Origin of the sequence: Salmonella sp. SAL03688 (assembly GCF_046551895.1) — a bacterium.
Classification (GTDB): domain Bacteria; phylum Pseudomonadota; class Gammaproteobacteria; order Enterobacterales; family Enterobacteriaceae; genus Salmonella; species Salmonella enterica.
In genome coordinates this window covers 1-26,961 of the sequence record NZ_JBGDVI010000037.1, presented here as the reverse complement: position 1 = coordinate 26,961, position 26,961 = coordinate 1, and the positions used below count along the sequence as shown (strand labels likewise).

47 protein-coding genes, 1 rRNA gene and 1 pseudogene are annotated in these 26,961 nt (G+C 50.7%); 42 read left to right on the top strand and 7 right to left on the bottom strand.

What is annotated here, in order from left to right:
• The 3 genes from ACLJR2_RS22935 to bfr form a co-directional block, all read left to right on the top strand.
• Nucleotides 1–98: elongation factor Tu (locus ACLJR2_RS22935; protein WP_072082015.1), on the top strand; the 98-nt coding region annotated here is incomplete at its 5' end.
• Between the two features lie 184 nt (nucleotides 99–282).
• Nucleotides 283–477, top strand: coding sequence for a bacterioferritin-associated ferredoxin (gene bfd / locus ACLJR2_RS22930; RefSeq protein WP_000289083.1), 195 nt, complete (start codon nucleotides 283–285; stop codon nucleotides 475–477).
• A 72-nt stretch (nucleotides 478–549) separates the two neighbouring features.
• On the top strand, nucleotides 550–1,026 hold the full coding sequence (bfr, locus tag ACLJR2_RS22925; protein ID WP_000675530.1) for a bacterioferritin: 477 nt from the start codon (nucleotides 550–552) through the stop codon (nucleotides 1,024–1,026).
• On the opposite strand, the gene hopD is transcribed toward bfr, so the two are convergent.
• Entirely contained in the window at nucleotides 1,023–1,490 is a 468-nt protein-coding gene (hopD, locus tag ACLJR2_RS22920) for a prepilin peptidase (protein ID WP_000495845.1), read from the bottom strand. The genes bfr and hopD overlap by 4 nt on opposite strands.
• 379 nt (nucleotides 1,491–1,869) lie before the next feature.
• Between hopD and rpsJ the strand changes: the two genes are divergently transcribed.
• The 31 genes and pseudogenes from rpsJ to ACLJR2_RS22765 form a co-directional block, all read left to right on the top strand.
• Nucleotides 1,870–2,181, top strand: coding sequence for a 30S ribosomal protein S10 (rpsJ, locus tag ACLJR2_RS22915; RefSeq protein WP_001181005.1), 312 nt, complete (start codon nucleotides 1,870–1,872; stop codon nucleotides 2,179–2,181).
• Nucleotides 2,182–2,213: 32 nt separating this feature from the next.
• On the top strand, nucleotides 2,214–2,843 hold the full coding sequence (gene rplC, locus ACLJR2_RS22910) for a 50S ribosomal protein L3 (protein ID WP_000579838.1): 630 nt from the start codon (nucleotides 2,214–2,216) through the stop codon (nucleotides 2,841–2,843).
• Between the two features lie 10 nt (nucleotides 2,844–2,853).
• Nucleotides 2,854–3,459 (top strand): 50S ribosomal protein L4, encoded by a 606-nt coding sequence (gene rplD / locus ACLJR2_RS22905; protein WP_000424395.1) that lies wholly within the window; start codon nucleotides 2,854–2,856, stop codon nucleotides 3,457–3,459.
• Nucleotides 3,456–3,758, top strand: coding sequence for a 50S ribosomal protein L23 (gene rplW / locus ACLJR2_RS22900; RefSeq protein WP_000617546.1), 303 nt, complete (start codon nucleotides 3,456–3,458; stop codon nucleotides 3,756–3,758). Before rplD ends, rplW begins: the two co-directional genes overlap by 4 nt.
• Nucleotides 3,759–3,775: 17 nt before the next feature.
• Nucleotides 3,776–4,597 carry a 50S ribosomal protein L2 gene (rplB, locus tag ACLJR2_RS22895; RefSeq protein ID WP_000301869.1) on the top strand — a complete coding sequence of 274 codons (822 nt, stop codon included), beginning with the start codon at nucleotides 3,776–3,778 and terminating at the stop codon, nucleotides 4,595–4,597.
• A gap of 16 nt (nucleotides 4,598–4,613) precedes the next feature.
• On the top strand, nucleotides 4,614–4,892 hold the full coding sequence (rpsS, locus tag ACLJR2_RS22890; RefSeq protein WP_001138115.1) for a 30S ribosomal protein S19: 279 nt from the start codon (nucleotides 4,614–4,616) through the stop codon (nucleotides 4,890–4,892).
• 14 nt (nucleotides 4,893–4,906) lie between these two features.
• Nucleotides 4,907–5,239: a 50S ribosomal protein L22 gene (rplV, locus tag ACLJR2_RS22885; protein WP_000447529.1), complete on the top strand. Its 333-nt coding sequence runs from the start codon at nucleotides 4,907–4,909 to the stop codon at nucleotides 5,237–5,239.
• A gap of 17 nt (nucleotides 5,240–5,256) precedes the next feature.
• Complete coding sequence (rpsC, locus tag ACLJR2_RS22880; protein WP_000529945.1) at nucleotides 5,257–5,958, top strand: 30S ribosomal protein S3; 702 nt, start codon at nucleotides 5,257–5,259, stop codon at nucleotides 5,956–5,958.
• Between the two features lie 12 nt (nucleotides 5,959–5,970).
• Nucleotides 5,971–6,381, top strand: a complete 411-nt coding sequence (rplP, locus tag ACLJR2_RS22875; RefSeq protein ID WP_000941208.1) for a 50S ribosomal protein L16 — start codon at nucleotides 5,971–5,973, stop codon at nucleotides 6,379–6,381.
• Nucleotides 6,381–6,572 carry a 50S ribosomal protein L29 gene (gene rpmC / locus ACLJR2_RS22870; RefSeq protein WP_000644742.1) on the top strand — a complete coding sequence of 64 codons (192 nt, stop codon included), beginning with the start codon at nucleotides 6,381–6,383 and terminating at the stop codon, nucleotides 6,570–6,572. Before rplP ends, rpmC begins: the two co-directional genes overlap by 1 nt.
• The gene (rpsQ, locus tag ACLJR2_RS22865) at nucleotides 6,572–6,826 is read left to right on the top strand and encodes a 30S ribosomal protein S17 (protein WP_000130101.1); all 255 of its coding nucleotides are present in this window, start codon (nucleotides 6,572–6,574) and stop codon (nucleotides 6,824–6,826) included. The genes rpmC and rpsQ overlap by 1 nt, the downstream gene beginning before the upstream one ends.
• A gap of 163 nt (nucleotides 6,827–6,989) precedes the next feature.
• Entirely contained in the window at nucleotides 6,990–7,361 is a 372-nt protein-coding gene (gene rplN / locus ACLJR2_RS22860; protein WP_000613954.1) for a 50S ribosomal protein L14, read from the top strand.
• 10 nt (nucleotides 7,362–7,371) lie between these two features.
• Nucleotides 7,372–7,686, top strand: coding sequence for a 50S ribosomal protein L24 (rplX, locus tag ACLJR2_RS22855; RefSeq protein WP_000729185.1), 315 nt, complete (start codon nucleotides 7,372–7,374; stop codon nucleotides 7,684–7,686).
• A 14-nt stretch (nucleotides 7,687–7,700) separates the two neighbouring features.
• Complete coding sequence (gene rplE / locus ACLJR2_RS22850; protein ID WP_001096206.1) at nucleotides 7,701–8,240, top strand: 50S ribosomal protein L5; 540 nt, start codon at nucleotides 7,701–7,703, stop codon at nucleotides 8,238–8,240.
• 14 nt (nucleotides 8,241–8,254) lie between these two features.
• Nucleotides 8,255–8,560 carry a 30S ribosomal protein S14 gene (gene rpsN, locus ACLJR2_RS22845; RefSeq protein WP_001118932.1) on the top strand — a complete coding sequence of 102 codons (306 nt, stop codon included), beginning with the start codon at nucleotides 8,255–8,257 and terminating at the stop codon, nucleotides 8,558–8,560.
• Nucleotides 8,561–8,593: 33 nt separating this feature from the next.
• Nucleotides 8,594–8,986 carry a 30S ribosomal protein S8 gene (gene rpsH / locus ACLJR2_RS22840; protein ID WP_000062611.1) on the top strand — a complete coding sequence of 131 codons (393 nt, stop codon included), beginning with the start codon at nucleotides 8,594–8,596 and terminating at the stop codon, nucleotides 8,984–8,986.
• Between the two features lie 12 nt (nucleotides 8,987–8,998).
• Nucleotides 8,999–9,532, top strand: a complete 534-nt coding sequence (gene rplF / locus ACLJR2_RS22835; RefSeq protein ID WP_000091939.1) for a 50S ribosomal protein L6 — start codon at nucleotides 8,999–9,001, stop codon at nucleotides 9,530–9,532.
• A 9-nt stretch (nucleotides 9,533–9,541) separates the two neighbouring features.
• The gene (gene rplR / locus ACLJR2_RS22830) at nucleotides 9,542–9,895 is read left to right on the top strand and encodes a 50S ribosomal protein L18 (protein ID WP_000358956.1); all 354 of its coding nucleotides are present in this window, start codon (nucleotides 9,542–9,544) and stop codon (nucleotides 9,893–9,895) included.
• A 14-nt stretch (nucleotides 9,896–9,909) separates the two neighbouring features.
• Complete coding sequence (gene rpsE, locus ACLJR2_RS22825) at nucleotides 9,910–10,413, top strand: 30S ribosomal protein S5 (protein ID WP_000940121.1); 504 nt, start codon at nucleotides 9,910–9,912, stop codon at nucleotides 10,411–10,413.
• A gap of 3 nt (nucleotides 10,414–10,416) precedes the next feature.
• On the top strand, nucleotides 10,417–10,596 hold the full coding sequence (gene rpmD / locus ACLJR2_RS22820) for a 50S ribosomal protein L30 (protein WP_001140434.1): 180 nt from the start codon (nucleotides 10,417–10,419) through the stop codon (nucleotides 10,594–10,596).
• A gap of 3 nt (nucleotides 10,597–10,599) precedes the next feature.
• A complete protein-coding gene (gene rplO / locus ACLJR2_RS22815; protein ID WP_001238917.1) occupies nucleotides 10,600–11,034 on the top strand; it encodes a 50S ribosomal protein L15 in 435 nt (144 codons plus the stop codon).
• 7 nt (nucleotides 11,035–11,041) lie between these two features.
• Nucleotides 11,042–12,373: a preprotein translocase subunit SecY gene (gene secY / locus ACLJR2_RS22810; RefSeq protein WP_001118864.1), complete on the top strand. Its 1,332-nt coding sequence runs from the start codon at nucleotides 11,042–11,044 to the stop codon at nucleotides 12,371–12,373.
• A gap of 31 nt (nucleotides 12,374–12,404) precedes the next feature.
• Nucleotides 12,405–12,521: a 50S ribosomal protein L36 gene (rpmJ, locus tag ACLJR2_RS22805; protein ID WP_000868187.1), complete on the top strand. Its 117-nt coding sequence runs from the start codon at nucleotides 12,405–12,407 to the stop codon at nucleotides 12,519–12,521.
• 146 nt (nucleotides 12,522–12,667) lie between these two features.
• Nucleotides 12,668–13,024, top strand: a complete 357-nt coding sequence (gene rpsM, locus ACLJR2_RS22800) for a 30S ribosomal protein S13 (protein ID WP_000090780.1) — start codon at nucleotides 12,668–12,670, stop codon at nucleotides 13,022–13,024.
• A 16-nt stretch (nucleotides 13,025–13,040) separates the two neighbouring features.
• Entirely contained in the window at nucleotides 13,041–13,430 is a 390-nt protein-coding gene (rpsK, locus tag ACLJR2_RS22795) for a 30S ribosomal protein S11 (protein WP_001029758.1), read from the top strand.
• Between the two features lie 33 nt (nucleotides 13,431–13,463).
• Nucleotides 13,464–14,084, top strand: a complete 621-nt coding sequence (gene rpsD / locus ACLJR2_RS22790) for a 30S ribosomal protein S4 (RefSeq protein WP_000135226.1) — start codon at nucleotides 13,464–13,466, stop codon at nucleotides 14,082–14,084.
• Nucleotides 14,085–14,109: 25 nt separating this feature from the next.
• Entirely contained in the window at nucleotides 14,110–15,099 is a 990-nt protein-coding gene (locus tag ACLJR2_RS22785) for a DNA-directed RNA polymerase subunit alpha (protein WP_001162094.1), read from the top strand.
• A gap of 40 nt (nucleotides 15,100–15,139) precedes the next feature.
• Nucleotides 15,140–15,523: a 50S ribosomal protein L17 gene (gene rplQ / locus ACLJR2_RS22780; protein ID WP_001216370.1), complete on the top strand. Its 384-nt coding sequence runs from the start codon at nucleotides 15,140–15,142 to the stop codon at nucleotides 15,521–15,523.
• A 107-nt stretch (nucleotides 15,524–15,630) separates the two neighbouring features.
• The gene (locus tag ACLJR2_RS22775) at nucleotides 15,631–15,999 is read left to right on the top strand and encodes a DUF1992 domain-containing protein (protein ID WP_000266511.1); all 369 of its coding nucleotides are present in this window, start codon (nucleotides 15,631–15,633) and stop codon (nucleotides 15,997–15,999) included.
• 10 nt (nucleotides 16,000–16,009) lie between these two features.
• Nucleotides 16,010–16,435, top strand: a complete 426-nt coding sequence (zntR, locus tag ACLJR2_RS22770; protein WP_000285588.1) for a Zn(2+)-responsive transcriptional regulator — start codon at nucleotides 16,010–16,012, stop codon at nucleotides 16,433–16,435.
• Between the two features lie 57 nt (nucleotides 16,436–16,492).
• Nucleotides 16,493–16,696 (top strand): annotated as a pseudogene (locus ACLJR2_RS22765) (alternative ribosome-rescue factor A); the annotation flags it as partial.
• Nucleotide 16,697: 1 nt separating this feature from the next.
• On the opposite strand, the gene mscL reads toward ACLJR2_RS22765, so the two are convergent.
• The 5 genes from mscL to def form a co-directional block, all read right to left on the bottom strand.
• Nucleotides 16,698–17,111, bottom strand: a complete 414-nt coding sequence (gene mscL / locus ACLJR2_RS22760) for a large-conductance mechanosensitive channel protein MscL (RefSeq protein ID WP_000008119.1) — start codon at nucleotides 17,109–17,111, stop codon at nucleotides 16,698–16,700.
• Nucleotides 17,112–17,252: 141 nt separating this feature from the next.
• Nucleotides 17,253–18,629, bottom strand: coding sequence for a Trk system potassium transporter TrkA (gene trkA / locus ACLJR2_RS22755; RefSeq protein ID WP_000691374.1), 1,377 nt, complete (start codon nucleotides 18,627–18,629; stop codon nucleotides 17,253–17,255).
• 21 nt (nucleotides 18,630–18,650) lie between these two features.
• On the bottom strand, nucleotides 18,651–19,940 hold the full coding sequence (gene rsmB / locus ACLJR2_RS22750) for a 16S rRNA (cytosine(967)-C(5))-methyltransferase RsmB (RefSeq protein WP_000744594.1): 1,290 nt from the start codon (nucleotides 19,938–19,940) through the stop codon (nucleotides 18,651–18,653).
• A 51-nt stretch (nucleotides 19,941–19,991) separates the two neighbouring features.
• On the bottom strand, nucleotides 19,992–20,939 hold the full coding sequence (gene fmt, locus ACLJR2_RS22745; protein WP_001285166.1) for a methionyl-tRNA formyltransferase: 948 nt from the start codon (nucleotides 20,937–20,939) through the stop codon (nucleotides 19,992–19,994).
• Between the two features lie 15 nt (nucleotides 20,940–20,954).
• Entirely contained in the window at nucleotides 20,955–21,464 is a 510-nt protein-coding gene (gene def / locus ACLJR2_RS22740; RefSeq protein ID WP_000114987.1) for a peptide deformylase, read from the bottom strand.
• Nucleotides 21,465–21,595: 131 nt separating this feature from the next.
• Between def and dprA the strand changes: the two genes are divergently transcribed.
• Genes dprA through ACLJR2_RS22710 form a run of 6 tightly spaced genes read left to right on the top strand, consistent with a single transcriptional unit; the run spans nucleotide 21,596 to nucleotide 25,388 of the window.
• Complete coding sequence (dprA, locus tag ACLJR2_RS22735; RefSeq protein ID WP_000124532.1) at nucleotides 21,596–22,720, top strand: DNA-protecting protein DprA; 1,125 nt, start codon at nucleotides 21,596–21,598, stop codon at nucleotides 22,718–22,720.
• A complete protein-coding gene (gene smg, locus ACLJR2_RS22730; RefSeq protein WP_000460663.1) occupies nucleotides 22,692–23,165 on the top strand; it encodes a DUF494 family protein Smg in 474 nt (157 codons plus the stop codon). The genes dprA and smg overlap by 29 nt, the downstream gene beginning before the upstream one ends.
• Nucleotides 23,166–23,191: 26 nt before the next feature.
• Nucleotides 23,192–23,734 carry a type I DNA topoisomerase gene (locus tag ACLJR2_RS22725; protein ID WP_001129708.1) on the top strand — a complete coding sequence of 181 codons (543 nt, stop codon included), beginning with the start codon at nucleotides 23,192–23,194 and terminating at the stop codon, nucleotides 23,732–23,734.
• A gap of 4 nt (nucleotides 23,735–23,738) precedes the next feature.
• Nucleotides 23,739–24,311: an L-threonylcarbamoyladenylate synthase type 1 TsaC gene (tsaC, locus tag ACLJR2_RS22720; RefSeq protein ID WP_001065813.1), complete on the top strand. Its 573-nt coding sequence runs from the start codon at nucleotides 23,739–23,741 to the stop codon at nucleotides 24,309–24,311.
• 4 nt (nucleotides 24,312–24,315) lie between these two features.
• Entirely contained in the window at nucleotides 24,316–25,134 is an 819-nt protein-coding gene (aroE, locus tag ACLJR2_RS22715; protein WP_000451194.1) for a shikimate dehydrogenase, read from the top strand.
• The gene (locus ACLJR2_RS22710) at nucleotides 25,131–25,388 is read left to right on the top strand and encodes a DUF1488 domain-containing protein (RefSeq protein WP_001070576.1); all 258 of its coding nucleotides are present in this window, start codon (nucleotides 25,131–25,133) and stop codon (nucleotides 25,386–25,388) included. The genes aroE and ACLJR2_RS22710 overlap by 4 nt, the downstream gene beginning before the upstream one ends.
• On the opposite strand, the gene ACLJR2_RS22705 is transcribed toward ACLJR2_RS22710, so the two are convergent.
• The gene (locus ACLJR2_RS22705; protein ID WP_001285630.1) at nucleotides 25,364–25,918 is read right to left on the bottom strand and encodes a gamma carbonic anhydrase family protein; all 555 of its coding nucleotides are present in this window, start codon (nucleotides 25,916–25,918) and stop codon (nucleotides 25,364–25,366) included. The genes ACLJR2_RS22710 and ACLJR2_RS22705 overlap by 25 nt on opposite strands.
• 113 nt (nucleotides 25,919–26,031) lie before the next feature.
• On the opposite strand from ACLJR2_RS22705, the gene ACLJR2_RS22700 reads away from it, so the two are divergent.
• The gene (locus tag ACLJR2_RS22700; RefSeq protein ID WP_000795910.1) at nucleotides 26,032–26,184 is read left to right on the top strand and encodes a hypothetical protein; all 153 of its coding nucleotides are present in this window, start codon (nucleotides 26,032–26,034) and stop codon (nucleotides 26,182–26,184) included.
• 206 nt (nucleotides 26,185–26,390) lie between these two features.
• A 16S ribosomal RNA gene (locus ACLJR2_RS22695) occupies nucleotides 26,391–26,961 on the top strand; the annotation flags it as partial.

The following is a 26,961-nucleotide window of genomic DNA, read 5'->3' as shown; positions in this document are numbered from 1 at the left end:
TGATCCACCCGATCGCAATGGACGACGGTCTGCGTTTCGCAATCCGTGAAGGCGGCCGTACCGTTGGCGCGGGCGTTGTTGCTAAAGTTCTCGGCTAATTACTCGTTAATTAGTTTTGAATTGAAGAGGGCGCTTCGGCGCCCTTTTTGTTGCCTGCTATTTAGCCGCTGTTATATTTATTCACCCTTTTTAACGCTTCTCCCGTGGCGTAAATCGCTTTGTGCTATTGTAATCATAACCATTCTCATTTACACTTTGTGCGGAAATTGAACGGGAGCAATCATGTACGTTTGTTTGTGTAATGGTATAAGCGATAAAAAAATCCGCCAGGCTGTACGACAATTTCATCCACAGTCATTTCAACAGTTGCGTAAATTTATTCCTGTGGGAAATCAATGTGGTAAGTGTATTCGCGCCGCGCGAGAAGTGATGCAGGATGAGTTAACGCAAACGCCGGAATTTAAAGAGATCGCCTGAGTCACACTCTTTTTTTTGACATCCCTGTAGCCCCATCTACGCTCTAGAGAGTGGAAGCGGAGGGACTATAAAATGAAAGGTGATGTTAAAATCATAAATTATCTCAATAAACTATTGGGAAATGAGCTTGTCGCAATTAATCAGTATTTTCTTCATGCCCGTATGTTCAAAAACTGGGGCCTGACCCGGCTTAATGATGTTGAGTACCATGAATCCATTGATGAGATGAAACACGCCGATAAGTATATTGAGCGTATTTTATTTCTGGAAGGCATACCGAACCTACAGGATCTGGGCAAGCTGGGCATCGGTGAAGATGTCGAAGAGATGCTACGATCGGATCTCCGACTCGAACTGGAAGGCGCAAAAGATCTACGTGAGGCAATAGCCTATGCCGATAGCGTTCATGATTATGTCAGCCGGGATATGATGATTGAAATTCTTGCCGACGAGGAAGGCCACATCGACTGGCTGGAAACTGAGCTGGATTTGATTGCCAAACTTGGTATGCAAAATTATCTGCAATCACAAATTAAGGTGACCGATTAACCGTCTGGAAAGAAAACTTTCCAACCTGTTATGAAACCCGCCACCGCCAGCCATGGCCCAAAAGGTAGCGGGTTTATTAATGCCGATTTACCTCTCACCAGTAGCGCGACGCCAAACCTGCCACAGGCCAACATGGCGGCAAGGAAAACCAGTAACGGCAGTGTTTCCCAACAATGCCACGCCCCTAAGGCAGCAAGGTACTTGACGTCGCCATATCCAAGCCCCTCTTTCTGATAATGCAGGCGATAGCCCCAGTAAATTAACGCGAATCCGCCATAGCCGGCGATAGCACCCCAAAGCGCATCCGGTAAACGCTCCGGCAGGCAAATCTGGTGATAAAGCAGACCACCCCACAGTAATGGACAGGTAAACCGGTCAGGCAGCAGACCGGTACGCGCGTCGTATATGCCAAGTAATAAAGAGAACGACGCATAAAAAATGAGAAAGGGGAGGGCAACAAACATAAGCAAATCCTCGTCAAGGCTTGTGCTCACCTTTATAGATTTATGCGACAGCGACAATGACGTATTGCCAGGTTTGCCTGATGCCTTCCAAAGAAAAGGTGCGCGTTGCCATCCCATGCGTACCATCTGGAATCATGCTCGCATAAGAATAAAGCGCTTAATTTCTATCCGACACTTGCGTCAGGCTGAGATTTACGTATAATGCGCGGGCTTGTCGTAATTGACGGCAGGTTCGATTTGAACCTCGAATAGCCGATTTGGCTATTTAACAATGCTCCCAATCGGGGAGCTACGTAAGAACGGTTACACTCTCCCATCAATCGTAATGGGTGTGAGGAGTAATCATTTTCGTTTATAAAATAATTGGAGCTCTGGTCTCATGCAGAACCAAAGAATCCGTATCCGCCTGAAAGCGTTTGATCATCGTCTGATCGATCAATCAACCGCGGAAATCGTCGAGACTGCCAAGCGCACTGGTGCGCAGGTTCGCGGTCCGATCCCGCTGCCGACCCGCAAAGAGCGCTTTACCGTTCTGATCTCTCCGCACGTTAACAAAGATGCGCGCGATCAGTACGAAATTCGCACTCACAAGCGTCTGGTTGACATCGTTGAGCCAACCGAGAAAACCGTTGATGCTCTGATGCGTCTGGACCTGGCTGCCGGTGTAGACGTGCAGATCAGCCTGGGTTAATCAGGTCATCGAGCGATTGAGAGGTTGATACAATGATTGGTTTAGTCGGTAAAAAAGTGGGTATGACCCGCATCTTCACTGAAGATGGCGTCTCTATCCCAGTAACCGTAATCGAAGTTGAAGCAAACCGTGTTACTCAGGTTAAAGACCTGGCTAACGATGGCTACCGCGCTGTTCAGGTTACTACGGGTGCTAAAAAAGCTAACCGTGTCACCAAGCCGGAAGCGGGTCACTTTGCTAAAGCTGGCGTAGAAGCTGGCCGTGGTCTGTGGGAATTCCGTCTGGCTGAAGGCGAAGAATACACCGTAGGTCAGAGCATCAGCGTTGAACTGTTTGCTGACGTTAAAAAAGTTGACGTAACCGGTACCTCTAAAGGTAAAGGTTTCGCTGGTACCGTTAAGCGCTGGAACTTCCGTACCCAGGACGCTACTCACGGTAACTCCTTGTCTCACCGCGTTCCGGGTTCTATCGGTCAGAACCAGACTCCGGGCAAAGTGTTCAAAGGCAAGAAAATGGCAGGTCAGATGGGTAATGAGCGCGTAACCGTTCAGAGCCTTGACGTAGTACGCGTTGACGCTGAGCGCAACCTGCTGCTGGTTAAGGGTGGTGTTCCGGGTGCAACCGGTTGCGACCTGATCGTTAAACCAGCTGTGAAGGCGTAAGGGGATAGCAATGGAATTAGTATTGAAAGACGCGCAGAGCGCGCTGACTGTTTCCGAAACTACCTTCGGTCGTGATTTCAACGAAGCGCTGGTTCACCAGGTTGTTGTTGCTTATGCAGCTGGTGCTCGTCAGGGTACTCGTGCTCAGAAGACTCGTGCTGAAGTAACTGGTTCCGGTAAAAAACCGTGGCGCCAGAAAGGCACTGGCCGTGCGCGTTCAGGTTCTATCAAGAGCCCGATCTGGCGTTCCGGTGGCGTGACCTTCGCTGCTCGTCCGCAGGACCACAGTCAAAAAGTTAACAAGAAGATGTACCGCGGCGCGCTGAAAAGCATCCTGTCCGAACTGGTACGTCAGGATCGTCTGATCGTTGTCGAGAAGTTCTCTGTAGAAGCGCCGAAAACTAAGCTGCTGGCACAGAAACTGAAAGACATGGCTCTGGAAGATGTGCTGATCATCACCGGTGAGCTGGACGAGAACCTGTTCCTGGCCGCACGTAACCTGCACAAGGTTGACGTACGCGATGCGACTGGTATCGACCCGGTTAGCCTGATCGCCTTCGACAAAGTCGTAATGACTGCTGATGCTGTTAAGCAAGTTGAGGAGATGCTGGCATGATTCGTGAAGAACGTCTGCTGAAGGTGCTGCGCGCACCGCACGTTTCTGAAAAAGCGTCTACTGCGATGGAAAAAACTAACACCATCGTTCTCAAAGTTGCTAAAGACGCGACCAAAGCAGAAATCAAAGCTGCTGTGCAGAAACTGTTTGAAGTCGAAGTCGAAGTCGTTAACACCCTGGTCGTTAAAGGGAAAGTTAAACGTCACGGACAGCGTATCGGTCGTCGTAGCGACTGGAAAAAAGCTTACGTCACCCTGAAAGAAGGCCAGAATCTGGACTTCGTCGGCGGCGCTGAGTAAGTCGGAGGAGTAATACAATGGCAGTTGTTAAATGTAAACCGACATCTCCGGGTCGTCGCCACGTCGTTAAAGTGGTCAACCCAGAGCTGCACAAGGGCAAACCTTTTGCTCCGCTGGTTGAAAAAAACAGCAAATCCGGTGGTCGTAACAACAATGGCCGTATCACCACTCGTCATATCGGTGGTGGTCACAAACAGGCTTATCGTATTGTTGACTTCAAACGCAACAAAGACGGTATCCCGGCAGTTGTTGAACGTCTTGAGTACGATCCGAACCGTTCCGCGAACATCGCGCTGGTTCTGTACAAAGACGGCGAACGCCGTTACATCCTGGCCCCGAAAGGCCTGAAAGCTGGCGACCAGATTCAGTCTGGCGTTGATGCTGCAATCAAAGCAGGCAACACCCTGCCGATGCGCAATATCCCGGTTGGTTCTACCGTTCATAACGTAGAAATGAAACCAGGTAAAGGCGGTCAGCTGGCACGTTCCGCTGGTACTTACGTTCAGATCGTTGCTCGCGATGGCGCTTATGTCACCCTGCGTCTGCGTTCTGGTGAAATGCGTAAAGTCGAAGCAGACTGCCGTGCAACCCTGGGCGAAGTTGGCAATGCTGAGCATATGCTGCGCGTTCTGGGTAAAGCAGGTGCTGCACGCTGGCGTGGCGTTCGTCCTACCGTTCGCGGTACTGCGATGAACCCAGTAGACCACCCACATGGTGGTGGTGAAGGTCGTAACTTTGGTAAGCACCCGGTAACTCCGTGGGGCGTTCAGACCAAAGGTAAGAAGACCCGCAGCAACAAGCGTACTGATAAATTCATCGTACGTCGCCGTAGCAAATAATTTTAGAGGATAAGCCATGCCACGTTCTCTCAAGAAAGGTCCTTTTATTGACCTGCACTTGCTGAAGAAGGTAGAGAAAGCGGTGGAAAGCGGAGACAAGAAGCCCCTGCGCACCTGGTCCCGTCGTTCAACGATCTTTCCTAACATGATCGGTTTGACCATCGCTGTCCATAATGGTCGTCAGCACGTTCCGGTATTTGTTTCCGACGAAATGGTCGGTCACAAACTGGGTGAATTCGCACCGACTCGTACTTATCGCGGCCACGCTGCTGATAAAAAAGCGAAGAAGAAATAAGGTAGGAGGAAGAGATGGAAACTATCGCTAAACATCGCCATGCTCGTTCTTCTGCTCAGAAGGTTCGCCTTGTTGCTGACCTGATTCGCGGTAAGAAAGTGTCGCAGGCTCTGGATATTCTGACCTACACCAACAAGAAAGCGGCTGTACTGGTCAAGAAAGTTCTGGAATCTGCCATTGCTAACGCTGAACACAACGATGGCGCTGACATTGACGATCTGAAAGTTACGAAAATTTTCGTAGACGAAGGCCCGAGCATGAAGCGCATTATGCCGCGTGCAAAAGGTCGTGCAGATCGCATCCTGAAGCGCACCAGCCACATCACTGTGGTTGTGTCCGATCGCTGAGACTCTGGAGACTAGCAATGGGTCAGAAAGTACATCCTAATGGTATTCGCCTGGGTATTGTAAAACCATGGAACTCTACCTGGTTTGCGAACACCAAAGAATTCGCTGACAACCTGGACAGCGATTTTAAAGTACGTCAGTACCTGACGAAGGAACTGGCTAAAGCGTCTGTATCTCGTATCGTTATCGAGCGTCCGGCTAAGAGCATCCGTGTGACTATTCACACCGCTCGCCCGGGTATCGTTATCGGTAAAAAAGGTGAAGACGTAGAAAAACTGCGTAAGGTCGTAGCGGATATCGCTGGCGTTCCTGCACAGATCAACATCGCCGAAGTTCGTAAACCTGAACTGGACGCTAAACTGGTTGCTGACAGCATCACTTCTCAGCTGGAACGTCGCGTTATGTTCCGTCGTGCGATGAAGCGTGCTGTACAGAACGCCATGCGTCTGGGCGCTAAAGGTATCAAAGTTGAAGTTAGCGGCCGTCTGGGCGGCGCGGAAATCGCACGTACCGAATGGTACCGCGAAGGTCGCGTACCGCTGCACACTCTGCGTGCTGACATCGACTACAACACCTCTGAAGCGCACACCACTTATGGTGTAATCGGCGTTAAAGTGTGGATCTTCAAAGGCGAGATCCTGGGTGGTATGGCTGCTGTTGAACAACCGGAAAAACCGGCTGCTCAACCGAAAAAGCAGCAGCGTAAAGGCCGTAAATAAGGAGCGTCGCTGATGTTACAACCAAAGCGTACAAAATTCCGTAAAATGCACAAAGGCCGCAACCGTGGTCTGGCTGCAGGCGCGGATGTTAGCTTCGGCAGCTTCGGCCTGAAAGCTGTTGGCCGTGGTCGTCTGACTGCCCGTCAGATCGAAGCAGCACGTCGTGCTATGACCCGTGCAGTTAAGCGTCAAGGTAAGATCTGGATCCGTGTATTCCCGGACAAACCGATCACTGAAAAGCCGCTGGCAGTGCGTATGGGTAAAGGTAAAGGTAACGTGGAGTATTGGGTTGCCTTGATTCAGCCGGGTAAAGTCCTGTATGAAATGGACGGCGTACCGGAAGAGCTGGCCCGTGAAGCATTCAAGCTGGCAGCAGCGAAACTGCCGATTAAAACCACCTTTGTAACTAAGACGGTGATGTAATGAAAGCAAAAGAGCTGCGTGAGAAGAGCGTTGAAGAGCTGAACACCGAGCTACTGAACCTGCTGCGTGAGCAGTTCAACCTGCGTATGCAGGCTGCAAGTGGCCAGCTGCAACAGTCTCACCTGTTGAAGCAAGTGCGTCGTGATGTCGCACGCGTTAAGACTTTACTGACTGAGAAGGCGGGTGCGTAATGACCGATAAAATCCGTACTCTGCAAGGTCGCGTGGTTAGCGACAAAATGGAGAAATCCATTGTTGTTGCTATCGAACGTTTTGTGAAACACCCGATCTACGGTAAATTCATCAAGCGTACGACCAAAATGCACGTACATGACGAGAACAACGAATGCGGTATCGGCGACGTGGTTGAAATCCGCGAATGCCGTCCGCTGTCCAAGACTAAATCCTGGACTCTGGTTCGCGTTGTAGAGAAAGCGGTTCTGTAATACAGTACGCATTCTCAACGAATAAACGGCTCAGCGATGGGCCGTTTATTTTTTCTACCCATATCTGATTTGCGGTGTTATAATGCCGCGCCCTCGATATGGGGTTTTTTTAACGACCTGATTTTCGGGTCTCAGTAGTAGTTGACATTAGCGGAGCACTAAAATGATCCAAGAACAGACTATGCTGAACGTCGCCGACAACTCCGGTGCACGTCGCGTAATGTGTATCAAGGTTCTGGGTGGCTCGCACCGTCGCTACGCAGGCGTAGGCGACATCATTAAGATCACCATCAAAGAAGCGATTCCGCGTGGTAAGGTCAAAAAAGGTGATGTGCTGAAGGCGGTAGTGGTGCGCACCAAGAAGGGTGTTCGTCGCCCGGACGGTTCTGTCATTCGCTTCGATGGTAATGCATGCGTTATTTTAAACAATAACAGCGAGCAGCCTATCGGTACGCGTATTTTTGGGCCGGTAACTCGTGAACTTCGTAACGAGAAGTTCATGAAAATTATCTCTCTGGCACCAGAAGTACTCTAAGGAGCGAATCATGGCAGCGAAAATCCGTCGTGATGACGAAGTTATCGTGTTAACCGGTAAAGATAAAGGTAAACGCGGTAAAGTTAAGAATGTCCTGTCTTCCGGCAAGGTCATTGTTGAAGGTATCAACCTGGTTAAGAAACACCAGAAGCCGGTTCCGGCTCTGAACCAACCGGGCGGCATCGTTGAAAAAGAAGCTGCAATTCAGGTTTCTAACGTTGCAATCTTCAATGCGGCAACCGGCAAGGCTGACCGTGTAGGCTTTAGATTCGAAGACGGCAAAAAAGTCCGTTTCTTCAAGTCTAACAGCGAAACTATCAAGTAATTTGGAGTAGTACGATGGCGAAACTGCATGATTACTACAAAGACGAAGTAGTTAACAAACTCATGACTGAGTTTAACTACAATTCTGTCATGCAAGTCCCTCGGGTCGAGAAGATCACCCTGAACATGGGTGTTGGTGAAGCGATCGCTGACAAGAAACTGCTGGATAACGCAGCAGCAGACCTGACAGCAATCTCCGGTCAAAAACCGTTGATCACCAAAGCACGCAAATCTGTTGCAGGCTTCAAAATCCGTCAGGGCTATCCGATCGGCTGTAAAGTAACTCTGCGTGGCGAACGCATGTGGGAGTTCTTTGAGCGCCTGATCACTATTGCTGTTCCTCGTATCCGTGACTTCCGTGGCTTGTCCGCTAAGTCATTCGACGGTCGTGGTAACTACAGCATGGGTGTCCGTGAGCAGATCATCTTCCCAGAAATCGACTACGATAAAGTCGACCGCGTTCGTGGTTTGGATATTACCATTACCACTACTGCGAAATCTGACGAAGAAGGCCGTGCTCTGCTGGCTGCCTTTGACTTCCCGTTCCGCAAGTAAGGTAGGGTTACTAAATGGCTAAGCAATCAATGAAAGCACGCGAAGTAAAACGCGTAGCTTTAGCTGATAAATACTTCGCGAAACGCGCTGAACTGAAAGCGATCATCTCTGATGTGAACGCAACCGACGAAGATCGTTGGAATGCGGTTCTTAAGCTGCAGACTCTGCCGCGTGATTCCAGCCCGTCACGTCAGCGTAACCGCTGCCGTCAAACTGGTCGTCCGCACGCTTTCCTGCGGAAGTTCGGGTTGAGCCGTATTAAGGTCCGTGAAGCCGCTATGCGCGGTGAAATTCCGGGTCTGAAAAAGGCTAGCTGGTAATTGTCACCAATTGAATCACGGGAGTAAAGACAGATGAGCATGCAAGATCCGATCGCGGATATGCTGACCCGTATCCGTAACGGTCAGGCCGCGAACAAAGCTGCGGTCACCATGCCTTCCTCCAAGCTGAAAGTGGCAATTGCCAACGTGCTGAAGGAAGAAGGTTTTATTGAAGATTTTAAAGTTGAAGGCGACACCAAGCCGGAACTGGAACTGACTCTTAAGTATTTCCAGGGTAAAGCTGTTGTAGAAAGCATTCAGCGTGTCAGCCGCCCAGGTCTGCGCATCTACAAACGTAAAGATGAGCTGCCGAAAGTTATGGCCGGTCTGGGTATCGCAGTTGTTTCTACCTCTAAAGGTGTTATGACTGATCGTGCAGCGCGCCAGGCTGGTCTTGGTGGCGAAATTATCTGCTACGTAGCCTAATCGGAGGAAAAAATGTCTCGTGTTGCTAAAGCACCGGTCGTTGTTCCTGCCGGCGTTGATGTCAAAATCAACGGTCAGGTTATTACGATCAAAGGTAAAAACGGCGAGCTGACTCGTACTCTCAACGATGCTGTTGAAGTTAAACATGCAGATAATGCACTGACCTTCGGTCCGCGTGATGGTTACGCAGACGGTTGGGCACAGGCTGGTACCGCGCGTGCCCTGCTGAACTCAATGGTTATCGGTGTTACCGAAGGCTTCACTAAGAAGCTGCAGCTGGTTGGTGTAGGTTATCGTGCAGCGGTTAAAGGGAATGTAGTAAACCTGTCTTTAGGTTTCTCTCACCCGGTTGACCATCAGCTGCCGGCAGGTATCACTGCTGAATGTCCGACTCAAACTGAAATCGTGCTGAAAGGCGCTGATAAGCAGGTGATCGGCCAGGTTGCAGCAGATCTGCGCGCCTACCGTCGTCCTGAGCCTTACAAAGGCAAGGGTGTTCGTTACGCCGACGAAGTCGTGCGTACCAAAGAGGCTAAGAAGAAGTAAGGTAACACTATGGATAAGAAATCTGCTCGTATCCGTCGTGCGACCCGCGCACGCCGCAAGCTCAAAGAGCTGGGCGCAACTCGCCTGGTGGTACATCGTACCCCGCGTCATATTTACGCACAGGTAATTGCACCGAACGGTTCTGAAGTTCTGGTAGCTGCTTCTACTGTAGAAAAAGCTATCGCTGAACAACTGAAGTACACCGGTAACAAAGACGCGGCTGCAGCTGTGGGTAAAGCTGTCGCTGAACGCGCTCTGGAAAAAGGCATCAAAGATGTGTCCTTTGACCGTTCCGGGTTCCAATATCATGGTCGTGTCCAGGCACTGGCAGATGCTGCCCGTGAAGCTGGCCTTCAGTTCTAAGGTAGAGGTGTAAGATGGCTCACATCGAAAAACAAGCTGGCGAACTGCAGGAAAAGCTGATCGCGGTAAACCGCGTATCTAAAACCGTTAAAGGTGGTCGTATTTTCTCCTTCACAGCTCTGACTGTAGTAGGCGATGGTAACGGTCGCGTAGGTTTTGGTTACGGTAAAGCGCGTGAAGTTCCAGCAGCGATCCAGAAAGCGATGGAAAAAGCCCGTCGCAATATGATTAACGTCGCGCTGAACAACGGCACCCTGCAGCACCCGGTTAAAGGTGTTCACACGGGGTCTCGTGTATTCATGCAGCCAGCTTCCGAAGGTACCGGTATCATCGCCGGTGGTGCAATGCGCGCCGTTCTGGAAGTTGCTGGGGTTCATAACGTTCTAGCTAAAGCATACGGTTCCACCAACCCGATCAACGTGGTTCGTGCAACTATTGATGGCCTGGAAAATATGAATTCTCCAGAAATGGTCGCTGCCAAGCGTGGTAAATCCGTTGAAGAAATTCTGGGGAAATAAACCATGGCAAAGACTATTAAAATTACTCAAACCCGCAGTGCAATCGGTCGTCTGCCGAAACACAAGGCAACGCTGCTTGGCCTGGGTCTGCGTCGTATTGGCCACACCGTAGAGCGCGAGGATACTCCTGCTGTTCGTGGTATGGTCAACGCGGTTTCCTTCATGGTTAAAGTTGAGGAGTAAGAGATGCGTTTAAATACTCTGTCTCCGGCCGAAGGCTCCAAAAAGGCGGGTAAACGCCTGGGTCGTGGTATCGGTTCTGGCCTCGGTAAAACCGGTGGTCGTGGTCACAAAGGTCAGAAGTCTCGTTCTGGCGGTGGCGTACGTCGCGGTTTCGAGGGTGGTCAGATGCCTCTGTACCGTCGTCTGCCGAAATTCGGCTTCACTTCTCGCAAAGCAGCGATTACAGCCGAAGTTCGTCTGTCTGACCTGGCGAAAGTAGAAGGCGGCGTTGTAGACCTGAACACGCTGAAAGCGGCAAACATTATCGGTATCCAGATCGAGTTCGCGAAAGTGATCCTGGCTGGCGAAGTCACTACTCCGGTAACTGTTCGTGGCCTGCGTGTTACTAAAGGCGCTCGTGCTGCTATCGAAGCTGCTGGCGGTAAAATCGAGGAATAAGTAGCAGATGGCTAAACAACCGGGATTAGATTTTCAAAGTGCCAAAGGTGGCTTAGGTGAGCTGAAACGCAGACTGCTGTTTGTTATCGGCGCGCTGATTGTGTTCCGTATTGGCTCTTTTATTCCGATCCCTGGTATTGATGCCGCTGTACTTGCCAAACTGCTTGAGCAACAGCGAGGCACCATCATTGAAATGTTTAACATGTTCTCTGGTGGTGCTCTCAGCCGTGCTTCTATCTTTGCCCTGGGGATCATGCCGTATATTTCGGCGTCGATCATTATCCAGCTGTTGACGGTGGTTCATCCAACGCTGGCAGAAATTAAGAAAGAAGGGGAGTCTGGTCGTCGTAAGATCAGCCAGTACACCCGTTACGGTACTCTGGTGCTGGCGATATTCCAGTCGATCGGTATTGCTACCGGTTTGCCGAATATGCCTGGTATGCAGGGCCTGGTGATGAATCCAGGCTTTGCATTCTATTTCACCGCTGTTGTAAGTCTGGTTACAGGAACCATGTTCCTGATGTGGCTCGGCGAACAGATTACTGAGCGCGGTATCGGTAACGGTATCTCAATCATCATCTTCGCTGGTATCGTTGCGGGACTCCCGCCAGCCATTGCCCATACTATCGAGCAAGCGCGTCAAGGCGACCTGCACTTCCTCGTGTTGCTGTTGGTTGCAGTATTAGTATTTGCAGTGACGTTCTTTGTAGTATTCGTTGAACGTGGTCAACGCCGTATTGTGGTAAACTACGCCAAACGTCAGCAAGGTCGTCGTGTCTATGCTGCACAGAGCACACATTTACCGCTGAAAGTGAATATGGCGGGGGTAATCCCGGCAATCTTCGCTTCCAGTATTATTCTGTTCCCGGCGACCATCGCGTCATGGTTCGGGGGCGGTACTGGTTGGAACTGGCTGACAACAATTTCGCTGTATTTGCAGCCTGGGCAACCGCTTTATGTGTTACTCTATGCGTCTGCAATCATCTTCTTCTGTTTCTTCTACACGGCGTTGGTTTTCAACCCGCGTGAAACAGCAGATAACCTGAAGAAGTCCGGTGCATTTGTACCAGGAATTCGTCCGGGAGAGCAAACGGCGAAGTATATCGATAAAGTAATGACCCGCCTGACCCTGGTTGGTGCGCTGTATATTACCTTTATCTGCCTGATCCCGGAGTTCATGCGTGATGCAATGAAAGTGCCGTTCTACTTCGGTGGGACCTCACTGCTTATCGTTGTTGTCGTGATTATGGACTTTATGGCTCAAGTGCAAACTCTGATGATGTCCAGTCAGTATGAGTCTGCATTGAAGAAGGCGAACCTGAAAGGCTACGGCCGTTAATTGGTCGCCTGAGAAGTTACGGAGAGTAAAAATGAAAGTTCGTGCTTCCGTCAAGAAATTATGCCGTAACTGCAAAATCGTTAAGCGTGATGGTGTCATCCGTGTGATTTGCAGTGCCGAGCCGAAGCATAAACAGCGCCAAGGCTGATTTTTTCGCATATTTTTCTTGCAAAGTTGGGTTGAGCTGGCTAGATTAGCCAGCCAATCTTTTGTATGTCTGTACGTTTCCATTTGAGTATCCTGAAAACGGGCTTTTCAGCATGGTACGTACATATTAAATAGTAGGAGTGCATAGTGGCCCGTATAGCAGGCATTAACATTCCTGATCAGAAACACGCCGTGATCGCGTTAACTTCGATCTACGGTGTCGGCAAGACCCGTTCTAAAGCCATCCTGGCTGCAGCGGGTATCGCTGAAAATGTTAAGATCAGTGAGCTGTCTGAAGAACAAATCGACACGCTGCGTGACGAAGTTGCCAAATTTGTCGTTGAAGGTGATCTGCGCCGTGAAATCAGCATGAGCATCAAGCGCCTGATGGATCTTGGTTGCTATCGCGGTTTGCGTCATCGTCGTGGTCTCCCGGTTCGCGGTCAGCGTACCAAGACCAACGCTCGTACCCGTAAGGGTCCGCGCAAACCGATCAAGAAATAATCGGGGTGATTGAATAATGGCAAAGGCACCAGTTCGCGCACGTAAACGTGTAAGAAAACAAGTCTCTGACGGCGTGGCTCATATCCATGCTTCTTTCAACAACACCATCGTGACTATTACCGATCGTCAGGGTAATGCGCTGGGTTGGGCAACAGCCGGTGGTTCCGGTTTCCGTGGTTCTCGCAAATCCACTCCGTTTGCAGCTCAGGTTGCAGCAGAGCGTTGCGCTGACGCCGTGAAAGAATACGGTATCAAGAATCTGGAAGTTATGGTTAAAGGTCCGGGTCCAGGCCGCGAATCTACTATTCGTGCTCTGAACGCCGCTGGTTTCCGCATCACTAATATTACTGATGTGACTCCGATCCCTCATAACGGTTGTCGTCCGCCGAAAAAACGTCGCGTATAACGCTTCGTTTTCCAGGTTAGTTGGAGAAAGAAAATGGCAAGATATTTGGGTCCTAAGCTCAAGCTGAGCCGTCGTGAGGGCACCGACTTATTCCTTAAGTCTGGCGTTCGCGCGATCGATACCAAGTGTAAAATTGAACAAGCTCCTGGCCAGCACGGTGCGCGTAAGCCGCGTCTGTCTGACTATGGTGTGCAGTTGCGTGAAAAGCAAAAAGTTCGCCGCATTTACGGTGTGCTGGAGCGTCAGTTCCGTAACTACTACAAAGAAGCAGCACGTCTGAAAGGCAACACCGGTGAAAACCTGTTGGCTCTGCTGGAAGGTCGTCTGGACAACGTTGTATACCGTATGGGCTTCGGCGCCACTCGTGCAGAAGCACGTCAGCTGGTTAGCCATAAAGCAATTATGGTAAACGGTCGTGTTGTTAACATCGCTTCTTATCAGGTTAGTCCGAATGACGTTGTTAGCATTCGTGAGAAAGCGAAGAAGCAGTCTCGCGTGAAAGCCGCTCTGGAGCTGGCTGAGCAGCGTGAAAAGCCAACCTGGCTGGAAGTTGATGCTGGCAAGATGGAAGGTACGTACAAGCGTAAGCCTGAGCGTTCTGATCTGTCTGCGGACATTAACGAACACCTGATCGTCGAGCTTTACTCCAAGTAAAGCTTAGTACCAAAGAGAGGACACAATGCAGGGTTCTGTGACAGAGTTTCTAAAACCGCGCCTGGTAGATATCGAGCAAGTGAGTTCGACGCACGCCAAGGTGACCCTTGAGCCTTTAGAGCGTGGCTTCGGCCATACTCTGGGTAACGCACTGCGCCGTATTCTGCTCTCATCGATGCCGGGTTGCGCGGTGACCGAGGTTGAGATTGATGGTGTACTACATGAGTACAGCACCAAAGAAGGCGTTCAGGAAGACATCCTGGAAATCCTGCTCAACCTGAAAGGGCTGGCGGTGAGAGTTCAGGGTAAAGATGAAGTTATTCTTACCTTGAATAAATCTGGCATTGGCCCTGTGACTGCAGCCGATATCACCCATGATGGGGATGTCGAAATCGTCAAGCCGCAGCACGTGATCTGCCACCTGACCGATGAAAACGCGTCTATTAGTATGCGTATCAAAGTTCAGCGCGGTCGTGGTTATGTGCCGGCTTCTACCCGAATTCATTCGGAAGAAGATGAGCGCCCAATCGGCCGTCTGCTGGTCGACGCCTGCTACAGCCCTGTAGAGCGTATTGCCTACAATGTTGAAGCAGCGCGTGTAGAACAGCGTACCGACCTGGACAAGCTGGTCATCGAAATGGAAACCAACGGCACAATCGATCCTGAAGAGGCGATTCGTCGTGCGGCAACCATCCTGGCTGAACAACTGGAAGCTTTCGTTGATTTACGTGATGTACGTCAACCGGAAGTGAAAGAAGAGAAACCAGAATTCGATCCGATCCTGCTGCGCCCTGTTGACGATCTGGAATTGACTGTCCGCTCTGCTAACTGCCTCAAGGCAGAAGCTATCCACTATATCGGTGATCTGGTACAGCGTACCGAGGTTGAGCTTCTTAAGACGCCTAACCTGGGTAAAAAATCTCTTACCGAGATTAAAGACGTGCTGGCTTCCCGTGGACTGTCTCTGGGTATGCGCCTGGAAAACTGGCCACCGGCAAGCATCGCTGACGAGTAACCGGATCACAGGTTAAGGTTTTACTGAGAAGGATAAGGTCATGCGCCATCGTAAGAGTGGTCGTCAACTGAACCGCAACAGCAGCCATCGCCAGGCTATGTTCCGCAACATGGCAGGTTCACTGGTTCGTCATGAAATCATCAAGACGACCCTGCCTAAAGCGAAAGAGCTGCGTCGCGTAGTTGAGCCGCTGATTACTCTTGCCAAGACTGATAGCGTTGCTAATCGTCGTCTGGCATTCGCCCGTACTCGTGATAACGAGATCGTGGCAAAACTGTTTAACGAGCTGGGCCCGCGTTTCGCGAGCCGCGCCGGTGGTTACACTCGCATTCTGAAGTGTGGCTTCCGTGCAGGCGACAACGCGCCGATGGCATACATCGAGCTGGTTGATCGTTCAGAGAAAACAGAAGCTGCTGCAGAGTAATCTGTAGTAACGTAAAAAAACCCGCTTCGGCGGGTTTTTTTATACCCTCCTGAACCCCACATATCTACAATAATTGTATTCTTTTCGTTCAATCCCTGGAGCGACGTATGTGGTTACTTGACCAGTGGGCAGAGCGTCATATTATCGAGGCACAGCGTAAAGGCGAGTTTGATAATCTGCCTGGCCGCGGCGAGCCGCTTATTCTGGATGATGATTCTCATGTGCCGGCGGAACTTCGTGCGGGTTATCGCTTACTCAAGAATGCGGGCTGTCTTCCCCCTGAACTGGAGCAGCACAGAGATGCTATTCAGTTACTTGATATCCTCAACAGTATCCGGGAAGATGACCCTCGATACCATCAGGTTAGTCGCCAGCTCTCGCTGCTTGAACTAAAACTTCGGCAGGCTGGGTTGAGTACCGACTTTTTACACGGTGAGTATGCAGAAAAACTGCTGCATAAAATCAACGATAATTAACGGAGCTTGTATGTATCGCATTGGTGAGCTGGCAAAGCTGGCAGACGTAACGCCTGATACCATTCGCTACTATGAAAAACAGCAGATGATGGATCATGAGGTACGTACTGAAGGCGGATTTCGTCTGTATACCGAAAACGATCTGCAGCGTCTCAAGTTTATTCGTTATGCGCGGCAGTTGGGTTTCACGCTTGAGTCGATCCGCGAACTTTTATCGATCCGAATTGATCCTGAGCACCATACCTGTCAGGAGTCAAAAAGTATTGTGCAAGAGCGATTGCAGGAGGTTGAAGCCAGGATTGCGGAACTGCAAACGATGCAGCGTTCGTTACAAAGGCTTAATGATGCTTGTTGTGGAACGGCCCACAGTAGCGTCTATTGTTCCATTCTGGAAGCCCTGGAGCAGGGGGCCAGTGGGGCGAAATCAGGATGTTGATTTATTGAACCGGCGGGGCTACACTCGCGCCGTTAATTTATACAATCGGGAGACATTATGAGTCGTTATCAACATAAGAAAGGGCAGATAAAGGACAATGCCATTGAGGCATTACTGCACGATCCCCTTTTCAGGCAACGCGTTGAAAAAAATAAGAAAGGCAAAGGAAGCTATCTGCGCAAAGGTAAACACGGTAATCGAGGGAACTGGGAGGCCAGTGGCAAGAAAGTAAGTGACTTTTTTACCACTGGCCTTCTGCTTATTAAGAACGGTTATTTTGTTCTTTCAGCAGATCGCGGATTTCGCCCAATAACACTTCCTCTTTAGAAGGCGCTGGCGGAGCTGCCGGCTCTTCTGCTTTTTTACGGTTGAGTCTGTTGATAAGCTTAATGGCAACAAAGATAGCAAAGGCCACAATCACAAAATCAAATACGTTCTGGATAAACACGCCGTAATGCATGACGACCGCCGGAATATCTCCCTGCGCTTCGCGTAACGTAAAAGCAAATTGTTTAAAGTCGATCCCGCCGATTAACAATCCCAACGGCGGCATAATGATATCGGCAACCAGTGAAGAAACAATCTTACCGAATGCCGCGCCAATAATGACACCCACTGCCAAATCCACAACATTCCCGCGCATCGCGAATTCGCGAAATTCTTTAATAAAACTCATTTTTATTCTCCCTATGCAGCTGACGTTATAAGTTTAACAAATGCTAAGGCATTTTCCATTTACGGCTTCTGTTTAGCGAAATAAATTAAACCTTGATAAATAAAGGGAATTAAAAAGGGCGCTGAATGAGCGCCCCTTAAATTAGAGGAAGAAAGGACTTGGCTGGAACAGACGTTCGACGTCGGTAATAAACTTTTTATCGGTCAAAAACATAATGACGTGATCGCCTTGTTCAATGCGCAAATTGTCATTAGCGATCATGACATCATTTCCACGCACCACCGCGCCAATAATGGTGCCTGGCGGCAGTTTAATTTCGTCAATGACGCGGCCAACCACGCGGGAAGTGCTTTCATCGCCGTGCGCGACGGCTTCGATGGCTTCGGCAACCCCGCGACGTAGTGAGGAAACGCCGACGATATCCGCTTTACGCACATGGCTCAGTAATGCAGAGATGGTGGCCTGCTGCGGAGAAATCGCAATATCTATAACGCTACCCTGCACAAGATCGACATAAGCGCGGCGCTGAATCAGCACCATCACTTTTTTGGCGCCCATCCGCTTGGCCAACATCGCGGACATGATATTGGCTTCATCATCGTTAGTGACCGCGATAAAGAGATCGACCTGATCAATATGCTCCTCCGCCAGCAATTCCTGATCGGAGGCGTCGCCAAAAAAGACGATCGTGTTTTGTAGTTTCTCAGCCAGTTCTGCGGCGCGTTGTTGATCGCGTTCGATCAATTTAACGCTATAGTCTTTTTCCAGACGCCTTGCCAGCCCGGCGCCGATATTGCCGCCGCCCACCAGCATGATGCGCTTGTAGGGTTTTTCCAGACGCTGTAATTCGCTCATTACTGCACGGATATGCTGTGAAGCCGCAATAAAGAAGACTTCATCCCCTGCTTCCACGATAGTCGAGCCCTGAGGACGGATTGGTCTGTCATGGCGGAAAATTGCGGCAACGCGAGTATCGATATGCGGCATATGCTCTCGCATTGTCGAGAGCGCGTTACCTATTAGTGGACCGCCATAGTAGGCTTTTACTACTGCCAGACTGACTTTCCCTTCAGCAAAGTTTACAACCTGTAATGCTCCCGGATACTCGATCAGACGATAAATATTATCGATAACCAACTGCTCCGGCGCGATCAGATGATCAATCGGAACCGCTTCAGAATGAAAGAGTTTATCCGCATCGCGAACATAGTCCGGGGAGCGAATGCGGGCGATACGGTTTGGAGTGTTGAAGAGTGAATAGGCTACCTGACAGGCAACCATATTAGTTTCATCTGAACTGGTGACAGCGACCAGCATATCCGCATCGTCAGCGCCCGCTTCGCGCAACACGCGGGGATGCGAACCATGCCCCTGAACTACGCGTAGATCGAACTTATCTTGCAAACTGCGTAACCGTTCGCCGTTGGTATCAACCACCGTGATGTCGTTGTTTTCGCCGACCAGGTTTTCCGCCAGTGTTCCGCCAACTTGCCCTGCGCCCAGTATGATAATTTTCATCAGTCGTGGCCCGTTATCTCATCACTTCTTGATTAGCTTAGCGTAAAAGAACCCATCACCTTCTTCGCCGCCCGGCAGATTCTGCTGTCCTGGCTGATCAGGTGTTCCCGTTTCGCTGAGCGCGGCATCGGGAGTGCGTTGTAAAAAGGTTTTGATCTGATCGCGGTTTTCTTCCGGCAGTACGGAACAGGTGGCGTAAACCAGCGTCCCGCCGGGCTTCAGGCGCGGCCAGACGGCATCAAGAATTTCCGCCTGTAATTGCGCCAGTTCCGCGATATCGCGATCGCGACGCAGCCATTTGATATCTGGATGACGGCGAATGACGCCGGTTGCGGAGCAGGGCGCATCCAGCAGAATACGGTCAAACTGCTGCTCGCCGCACCATTGGGCGGGATAACGTCCATCCCCTTGTTTAACTGTCGCTTTCATCCCAAGACGCTTTAGGTTGTCGTAAACGCGGGAGAGTCGTTGTTCATCAATATCAACCGCCAACACGTCTGCTTCGGGGGCCACTTCGAGAATATGCGTGGTTTTACCGCCGGGCGCGGCGCACAAGTCTAAAATGTGCTCACCGTTCTGAGGAGCGAGAAAAACCGCACATCCCTGCGCAGAGGCATCCTGGACAGTTACCCAACCCTCAGCAAAACCGGGTAAAGCATGTACCGGAGCTGGCGTTTCCAGACGTACAGCGTCGGGATAATCGGGATGGGGATATCCCTTCATGCCTGCGTCTTCAAGTAAGCCAAGCCAACCGTCGCGGGTGTGGTGTGTACGATTTACACGTAGCCACATCGGTGGACGCTGGTTATTCGCTTCAATAATGTGTTGCCACTGTGTGGGGTAAGCATTTTGCAAACGCTTTACCAGCCAACCTGGATGTAAAAAGCGCGCATCGCTGGTCGCAAACTCATTAAGCAACGTTTCCTGCTGGCGCTGAAACTGGCGCAGGACGCCGTTAATTAACCCTTTCAACTGCGGACGTTTGATGGCGACCGCGCCTTCAACGGTTTCAGCCAGCGCCGCATGGGGAGGAACGCGGGTGTACAGCAACTGATAAAAGCCGACCATAATTAAGTAATGCACTGTACGCTGCTTGCCGGTCATTGGACGAGACATCAGCTTATTGATCAGCCATTCCAGCTGTGAAAGGGTGCGCAGGACGCCAAAGCACAGCTCCTGAAGTAGCGCTTTGTCTTTATCGGCGACTTTTTGTTGCAGCGGCGGGAGCACATTACTTAATGATTGTCCCTGTTCGACGACCAGTTCAACGGCCTGTGCTGCCAGACTACGTAAATTGTTTTGTTTTTTCATATGTATAAAATAAAAATGCCCGGTAACACCGGGCTTATAAAGACGTGACCGTCAGGCAAGACGGTTACCAGGAATAAACCATTCCCGGCGTGAATTTAACAGATCCTGGGCGCTCATCGCTTTTTTGCCGGCAGGCTGAAGCGAAAGCAAATTTAATATCCCCTTGCCTGTTGCAACCTGAATGCCCTGTTTCGTCGCGGCCAGAATGGTTCCCGGCAGCGACTGCGTGGCGTCCTCAATGACGGACGCCTGCCAGACTTTTACCGGCTGGCCGTCGATTTTCAGCCAGCTCATTGGCCACGGATTAAAGGCGCGAATGCAACGCTCCAGCTGTGCTGCAGAGAGAGACCAGTCAATACGCGCTTCTTCTTTACTGAGCTTTTCCGCATGAGTGACCAGCGCTTCATTCTGCGCTTCAGGCGTCGCTGTGCCGTCCGCCAGTTGTTTTAGTGTGGTAATTAACCCCTGCGGGCCAAGTTCAGCCAACTTATTATACAGTGAGCCACTGGTATCTTCTGCGGTAATCGGGCACGCAAGTTTATACAGCATGTCGCCGGTATCCAGCCCTACATCCATCTGCATAATTGTGACGCCGGTTTCCGCATCGCCTGCCCAGAGTGAGCGCTGAATAGGCGCCGCGCCGCGCCAGCGTGGAAGCAGCGAACCGTGAACATTGATACATCCGAGACGGGGCATATCCAGCACTGCCTTTGGGAGAATCAGACCATATGCTACGACAACCATGACGTCGGCATGTAAGTCAGCAACCAGATGCTGGTTTTCCTGAGGACGAAGCGACACGGGCTGGAAAACGGGCAGGCCTTTTTCTTCCGCCAGCACTTTTACCGGGCTGGGCATCAACTTTTTGCCGCGACCTGCTGGACGATCGGGTTGGGTAAATACGCCGACAACGTTATGTCCAGAAGTTAACAGCGCGTCGAGATGACGCGCTGCAAAGTCAGGTGTACCCGCAAAAATAATACGTAGTGAATCTGACACGTTGGTTCTTGTCCTTTAAGCCCGGGCGTTCAGGCGGTCGAGTTTTTCTACTTTCTGACGAATACGTTGTTGCTTCAGCGGCGACAAATAATCGATAAACAGTTTACCGACCAGATGATCCATCTCATGCTGAATGCAAATTGCCAGCAAACCATCCGCTTCAAGCTCAAACGGGTTGCCGTCGCGATCCAGCGCGCGGATTTTCACTTTCTCGGCGCGCGGCACTAAAGCGCGCTGTTCCGGAATCGACAGACAGCCTTCTTCTATACCCGTTTCGCCACTTTTCTCCAGCAATTCCGGGTTAATGAGTACCAGGCGCTCGTCGCGGTTTTCCGAAACGTCAATCACGATGATCCGCTGGTGGATATCGACCTGCGTTGCGGCCAGACCGATACCTTCTTCCGCGTACATCGTTTCGAACATATCATCGACGATACGCTGAATTTCTGCATTCACTTCTTCAACCGGCTTTGCGACTTTGCGAAGGCGCTCGTCCGGAATATGTAACACTTGCAAAACTGACATAATTATCCAGAGTTGTGTTCAGGAGTTGAAAAGATTATTACCTCTATTCTAGACAAATCCCCACCTGATTGACAGCATCAGTGACCAATCGCAAAGATTGTTCAGACTGCTTGTGGCAGGGGAGGGAAAGGATGGCCCGTACCGAAATTTGGTTACGTTTAATGTACGTCGGCGACCTTTATGGCGAGGCGATGTTGAACATGGCGAACTCGCTTATTCGCCAGCCTCAGATAAATCGCACGCACCTTCAGGAGGCTGGTCTTACCGCGCGGCAAGCTGAACGTTTTTTACAGCTTCCAGCAGGTGTGCTTGATGAGACATTACGCTGGCTTGAACTACCGCAGCACCATTTTCTGTGTGCGGATAGTGAGATTTATCCTCCCCAACTGCGTGCTATTGACGATTATCCCGGCGCTATTTTTATTGACGGCGATCCTGCCTGTCTGCATACCTGCCAACTTGCCGTCGTAGGGAGCCGGAGCCACTCCTGGTATGGAGAACGCTGGGGACGTCTGCTTTGCGAAAGCCTTGCGAAAAGCGGTTTGACGATCACCAGCGGCCTTGCCCGGGGAATTGATGGCGTAGCACACAACGCCGCGGTGAGTATGGGGGGAAAAAGTGTAGCGGTGTTAGGGAATGGCTTGGCAAAGATTTATCCTCGCCGACATGCCGTGCTGGCTGAAAACTTGATTGCCACCGGCGGCGCAGTGGTCTCAGAATTTCCGCTTTCAACGCCTCCGCTACCGCAACATTTTCCTCGCAGAAACCGTATCATCAGCGGACTGAGCAAAGGCGTGCTGGTAATCGAGGCGGCGTTGCGCAGCGGTTCGTTGGTGACGGCGCGCTGCGCGCTTGAACAGGGGCGGGACGTTTTTGCATTACCAGGTCCTATCGGTAGTCCGGGAAGCGAAGGCACGCACTGGTTAATTAAACAAGGGGCCACGCTTGTGACGACGCCGGAGGATATTCTGGAAAATTTGCAATACGGCTTACACTGGTTGCCAACTACGGCGGAAAATTCACTTTATTCACTAAATCAGGATGAGGCGGCATTGCCATTTCCTGAGCTCCTGGCTAACGTAGGAGATGAGGTAACACCTGTTGACGTCGTCGCTGAACGTGCCGGCCAACCTGTGCCAGCGGTAGTGGCTCAGCTACTCGAACTGGAGTTAGCAGGATGGATCGCAGCTGTACCCGGCGGCTATGTCCGATTAAGGAGGGCAAGCCATGTTCGACGTACTAATGTATTTGTTTGAAACATACATCCATAACGAAGCCGAGCTGCGCGTGGATCAGGACAGACTGGAGCGTGATCTCACCGACGCTGGGTTTGATCGCGAAGACATCTACAATGCGCTGCTGTGGCTGGAAAAACTCGCTGACTATCAGGATGGCCTCGCGGAACCCATGCAACTTGCTTCCGACCCTCTTTCAATGCGCATTTATACGGTTGAAGAGTGTGAAAGGCTTGATGCCAGTTGCCGGGGGTTCCTGTTATTCCTTGAGCAGATTCAGGTGCTAAACCTCGAAACACGAGAAATGGTGATTGAGCGTGTGCTGGCGCTGGATACCGCAGAGTTTGACCTGGAAGACTTGAAATGGGTTATTTTGATGGTGTTATTCAACATTCCGGGCTGTGAAAACGCCTATCAGCAAATGGAAGAATTACTCTTTGAGGTAAATGAAGGTATGCTGCATTGATAGGTGTTAATGCTGCATGAGTGAATATGGCTAAATCAGCACTGTTTTCGGTGCGTAAAAATGAGCCCTGCCCGCAGTGCGGGGCCGAACTGGTAATTCGTTCCGGGAAACATGGTCCGTTTCTCGGCTGTTCTCGCTATCCGGAATGCGATTACGTTCGTCCGCTGAAAAGTCAGGCGGACGGGCATATCGTTAAAATTCTGGAGGGGCAACTGTGTCCTGAGTGTGGCGCCGTACTGGTGCTACGTCAGGGGCGCTTTGGCATGTTCATCGGATGCAGCCAGTATCCGCAATGTGAACATACAGTGGTTATTGATAAACCGGATGAAACGGCGATAGCCTGTCCAGCCTGCCAGCAAGGACATTTGGTCCAGCGCCGTTCTCGTTACGGTAAAATCTTTCATTCCTGCGATCGCTACCCGGAATGTCAGTTCGTCATTAACTTCACACCGGTTGCGGGGGAATGCCCCGAGTGCCATTATCCGCTACTCATCGAAAAGAAAACCGCGCAGGGCGTGAAGCGCTTTTGCGCCAGTAAACAATGTGGAAAGCCGGTTCCGGTGGAATAAACAAGTGAATAATAGCCTGCCAACAGGATCTATCGCCGCAGCGGTAGATCTCCTGAATAAAGAAAATGTCATCGCTTATCCAACAGAAGCCGTTTTCGGCGTCGGCTGCGATCCCGATAGTGAAACAGCCGTTACGCGCCTGTTGGCGTTAAAACAACGGCCCGTCGATAAGGGACTCATTTTGATTGCCGCCAGCTTTGAGCAGTTAAAACCTTATATTGATGACAGCATACTTACCGCCGCACAGCGTAAAGCGGTATTTGATTGCTGGCCCGGGCCGGTAACGTTTGTTTTTCCTGCGCCCGCGACAACGCCGCGGTGGCTCACGGGGCGTTTTGATTCCCTGGCCGTTCGTGTTACCAACCACCCGCTGGTGGTCGCGCTATGCAATGCGTATGGTAAACCGCTGGTTTCCACCAGCGCCAATCTGAGCGGATTACCGCCATGTCGTACCGTTGAAGAGGTGCGTGCGCAATTTGGCGATGATTTTCCGGTGGTTGAAGGCGCAACGGGTGGGCGTTTAAATCCTTCAGAAATTCGCGATGCTCTGACGGGCGAACTGTTTCGACAGGGGTAATATGATGGAAACCTATGCTGTTTTTGGAAATCCGATTGCGCACAGCAAATCGCCATTTATTCATCAGCAATTTGCTCAGCAGCTAGATATTGTTCACCCCTATGGTCGCGTGCTGGCCCCTATTAATAATTTCATTAATACGCTTGATGCCTTTTTCGCGGCAGGGGGAAAAGGCGCAAACATCACAGTACCTTTTAAAGAGGAGGCGTTTGCGCGTTCGGATGAGTTAACGGAACGAGCATCGCTGGCGGGAGCCGTCAATACATTAAAACGGCTGGAAGATGGTCGTTTGCTTGGCGACAATACTGACGGTATCGGTTTATTAAGCGATCTCGAACGTTTAAATTTTATCCGCCCAGGATTGCGTATTTTGCTGATTGGCGCGGGCGGCGCATCCCGGGGCGTGCTGTTACCCCTGCTTTCTTTGGATTGCGCGGTCACTATCACTAACCGTACAGCTTCACGTGCCGAAGCGTTGGCGAAAATCTTTGCTCATACCGGCAGCGTTCATGCCACGGATATGGACAAGCTGGATGGTTGTGAGTTTGACCTGATTATTAATGCGACCTCCAGCGGCATACGGGGCGAAATCCCGGCGATTCCGGCGTCACTTATTCACCCTTCCCTCTGTTGCTATGACATGTTCTATCAAAAAGGGAATACGCCATTTCTCTCCTGGTGTGTACAACAGGGCGCAAAACGCTACGCAGATGGGCTGGGAATGCTGGTGGGGCAGGCTGCACATGCCGTTTTGCTTTGGCACGGTGTATTACCGCAGGTCGAGCCAGTGATTGAGCTGCTACAGCAGGAATTATTAGCGTGAACCAGGCCATACAATTTCCTGACCGCGAAGAATGGGATACTGCCGCCAGCGCTGTCATCTTTCCCGCCCTGGTTAATGGGATGCAACTCACGTGTGCAATAAAAAAAGATGTACTGGCGTATCGCTTTGGTGGAGAAACAGCGGAGCAATGGCTGACCATTTTTCGTGAGTATCGCTGGGACCTGGAAGAAGAGGCTGAAGCATTAATCCTGGCCCAGCAGGAAGACGATCACGGTTGGATATGGTTATCCTGAGAAAGATAGTCGTCTTTCCATTTTACATAGTTATTGGCGGAGTACTGCAGGCCCGATCTCTCAGCATCGCTCAGGGGGCGGATCTGTTTTACCGGACTGCCAAGATATAAATAGCCACTTTCCAGCCGTTTGTGCTGTGGCACCAGGCTTCCCGCGCCAATCATTACGTCATCTTCTACTATCGCGCCATCCAGCACAATGGAGCCCATACCGACCAGTACGCGGTTACCGATGGTACAGCCGTGCAGCATAACTTTATGGCCAACGGTAACATCTTCGCCAATGATTAATGGGTTGCCGTGTGGATTGGATGGAGACTTGTGGGTTACGTGAAGAACGCTGCCATCCTGAATGTTCGTACGAGCCCCTATCGCAACGTAATTCACATCGCCGCGAATCACCACAAGCGGCCAGATCCCGATATCATCCGCCAGACGGACATCACCAATAACCACGCTGCTGGTATCGATCATCACGCGCTGACCGATTTCAGGAAAAAGATCCTTATAAGGACGTAATGTGTCAGACATGTCTACCTCATCATAAATGAATAGTCATGAAGACTTTGGTTGCTTTAACGGCGTTGTGCAAGGGGAGATAGCATCAAAAAATCGCCACTTTGCGCAGGAATGGAGCGAAAGGGATGAAAAATCAACAAACAGAAAAAAAGATCCAAAAAACGCTTGTGCAAAAAAATGGGATCCCTATAATGCGCCTCCATCGACACGGCGGATGTGAATCACTTCACACAAACAGCCGGTCGGTTGAAGAGAAAAATCCTGAAATTGAGGGTTGACTCTGAAAGAGGAAAGCGTAATATACGCCACCTCGCAACGGTGAGCGAAAGCCGCGTTGCACTGCTCTTTAACAATTTATCAGACAATCTGTGTGGGCACTCGAAGATACGGATTCTTAACGTCCTAGGACGAAAAATGAATACCAAGTCTCAAGAGTGAACACGTAATTCATTACGAAGTTTAATTCTTTGAGCATCAAACTTTTAAATTGAAGAGTTTGATCATGGCTCAGATTGAACGCTGGCGGCAGGCCTAACACATGCAAGTCGAACGGTAACAGGAAGCAGCTTGCTGCTTCGCTGACGAGTGGCGGACGGGTGAGTAATGTCTGGGAAACTGCCTGATGGAGGGGGATAACTACTGGAAACGGTGGCTAATACCGCATAACGTCGCAAGACCAAAGAGGGGGACCTTCGGGCCTCTTGCCATCAGATGTGCCCAGATGGGATTAGCTTGTTGGTGAGGTAACGGCTCACCAAGGCGACGATCCCTAGCTGGTCTGAGAGGATGACCAGCCACACTGGAACTGAGACACGGTCCAGACTCCTACGGGAGGCAGCAGTGGGGAATATTGCACAATGGGCGCAAGCCTGATGCAGCCATGCCGCGTGTATGAAGAAGGCCTTCGGGTTGTAAAGTACTTTCAGCGGGGAGGAAGGTGTTGTGGTTAATAACCACAGCAATTGACGTTACCCGCAGAAGAAGCACCGGCTAACTCCGTGCCAGCAGCCGCGGTAATACGGAGGGTGCAAGCGTTAATCGGAATTACTGGGCGT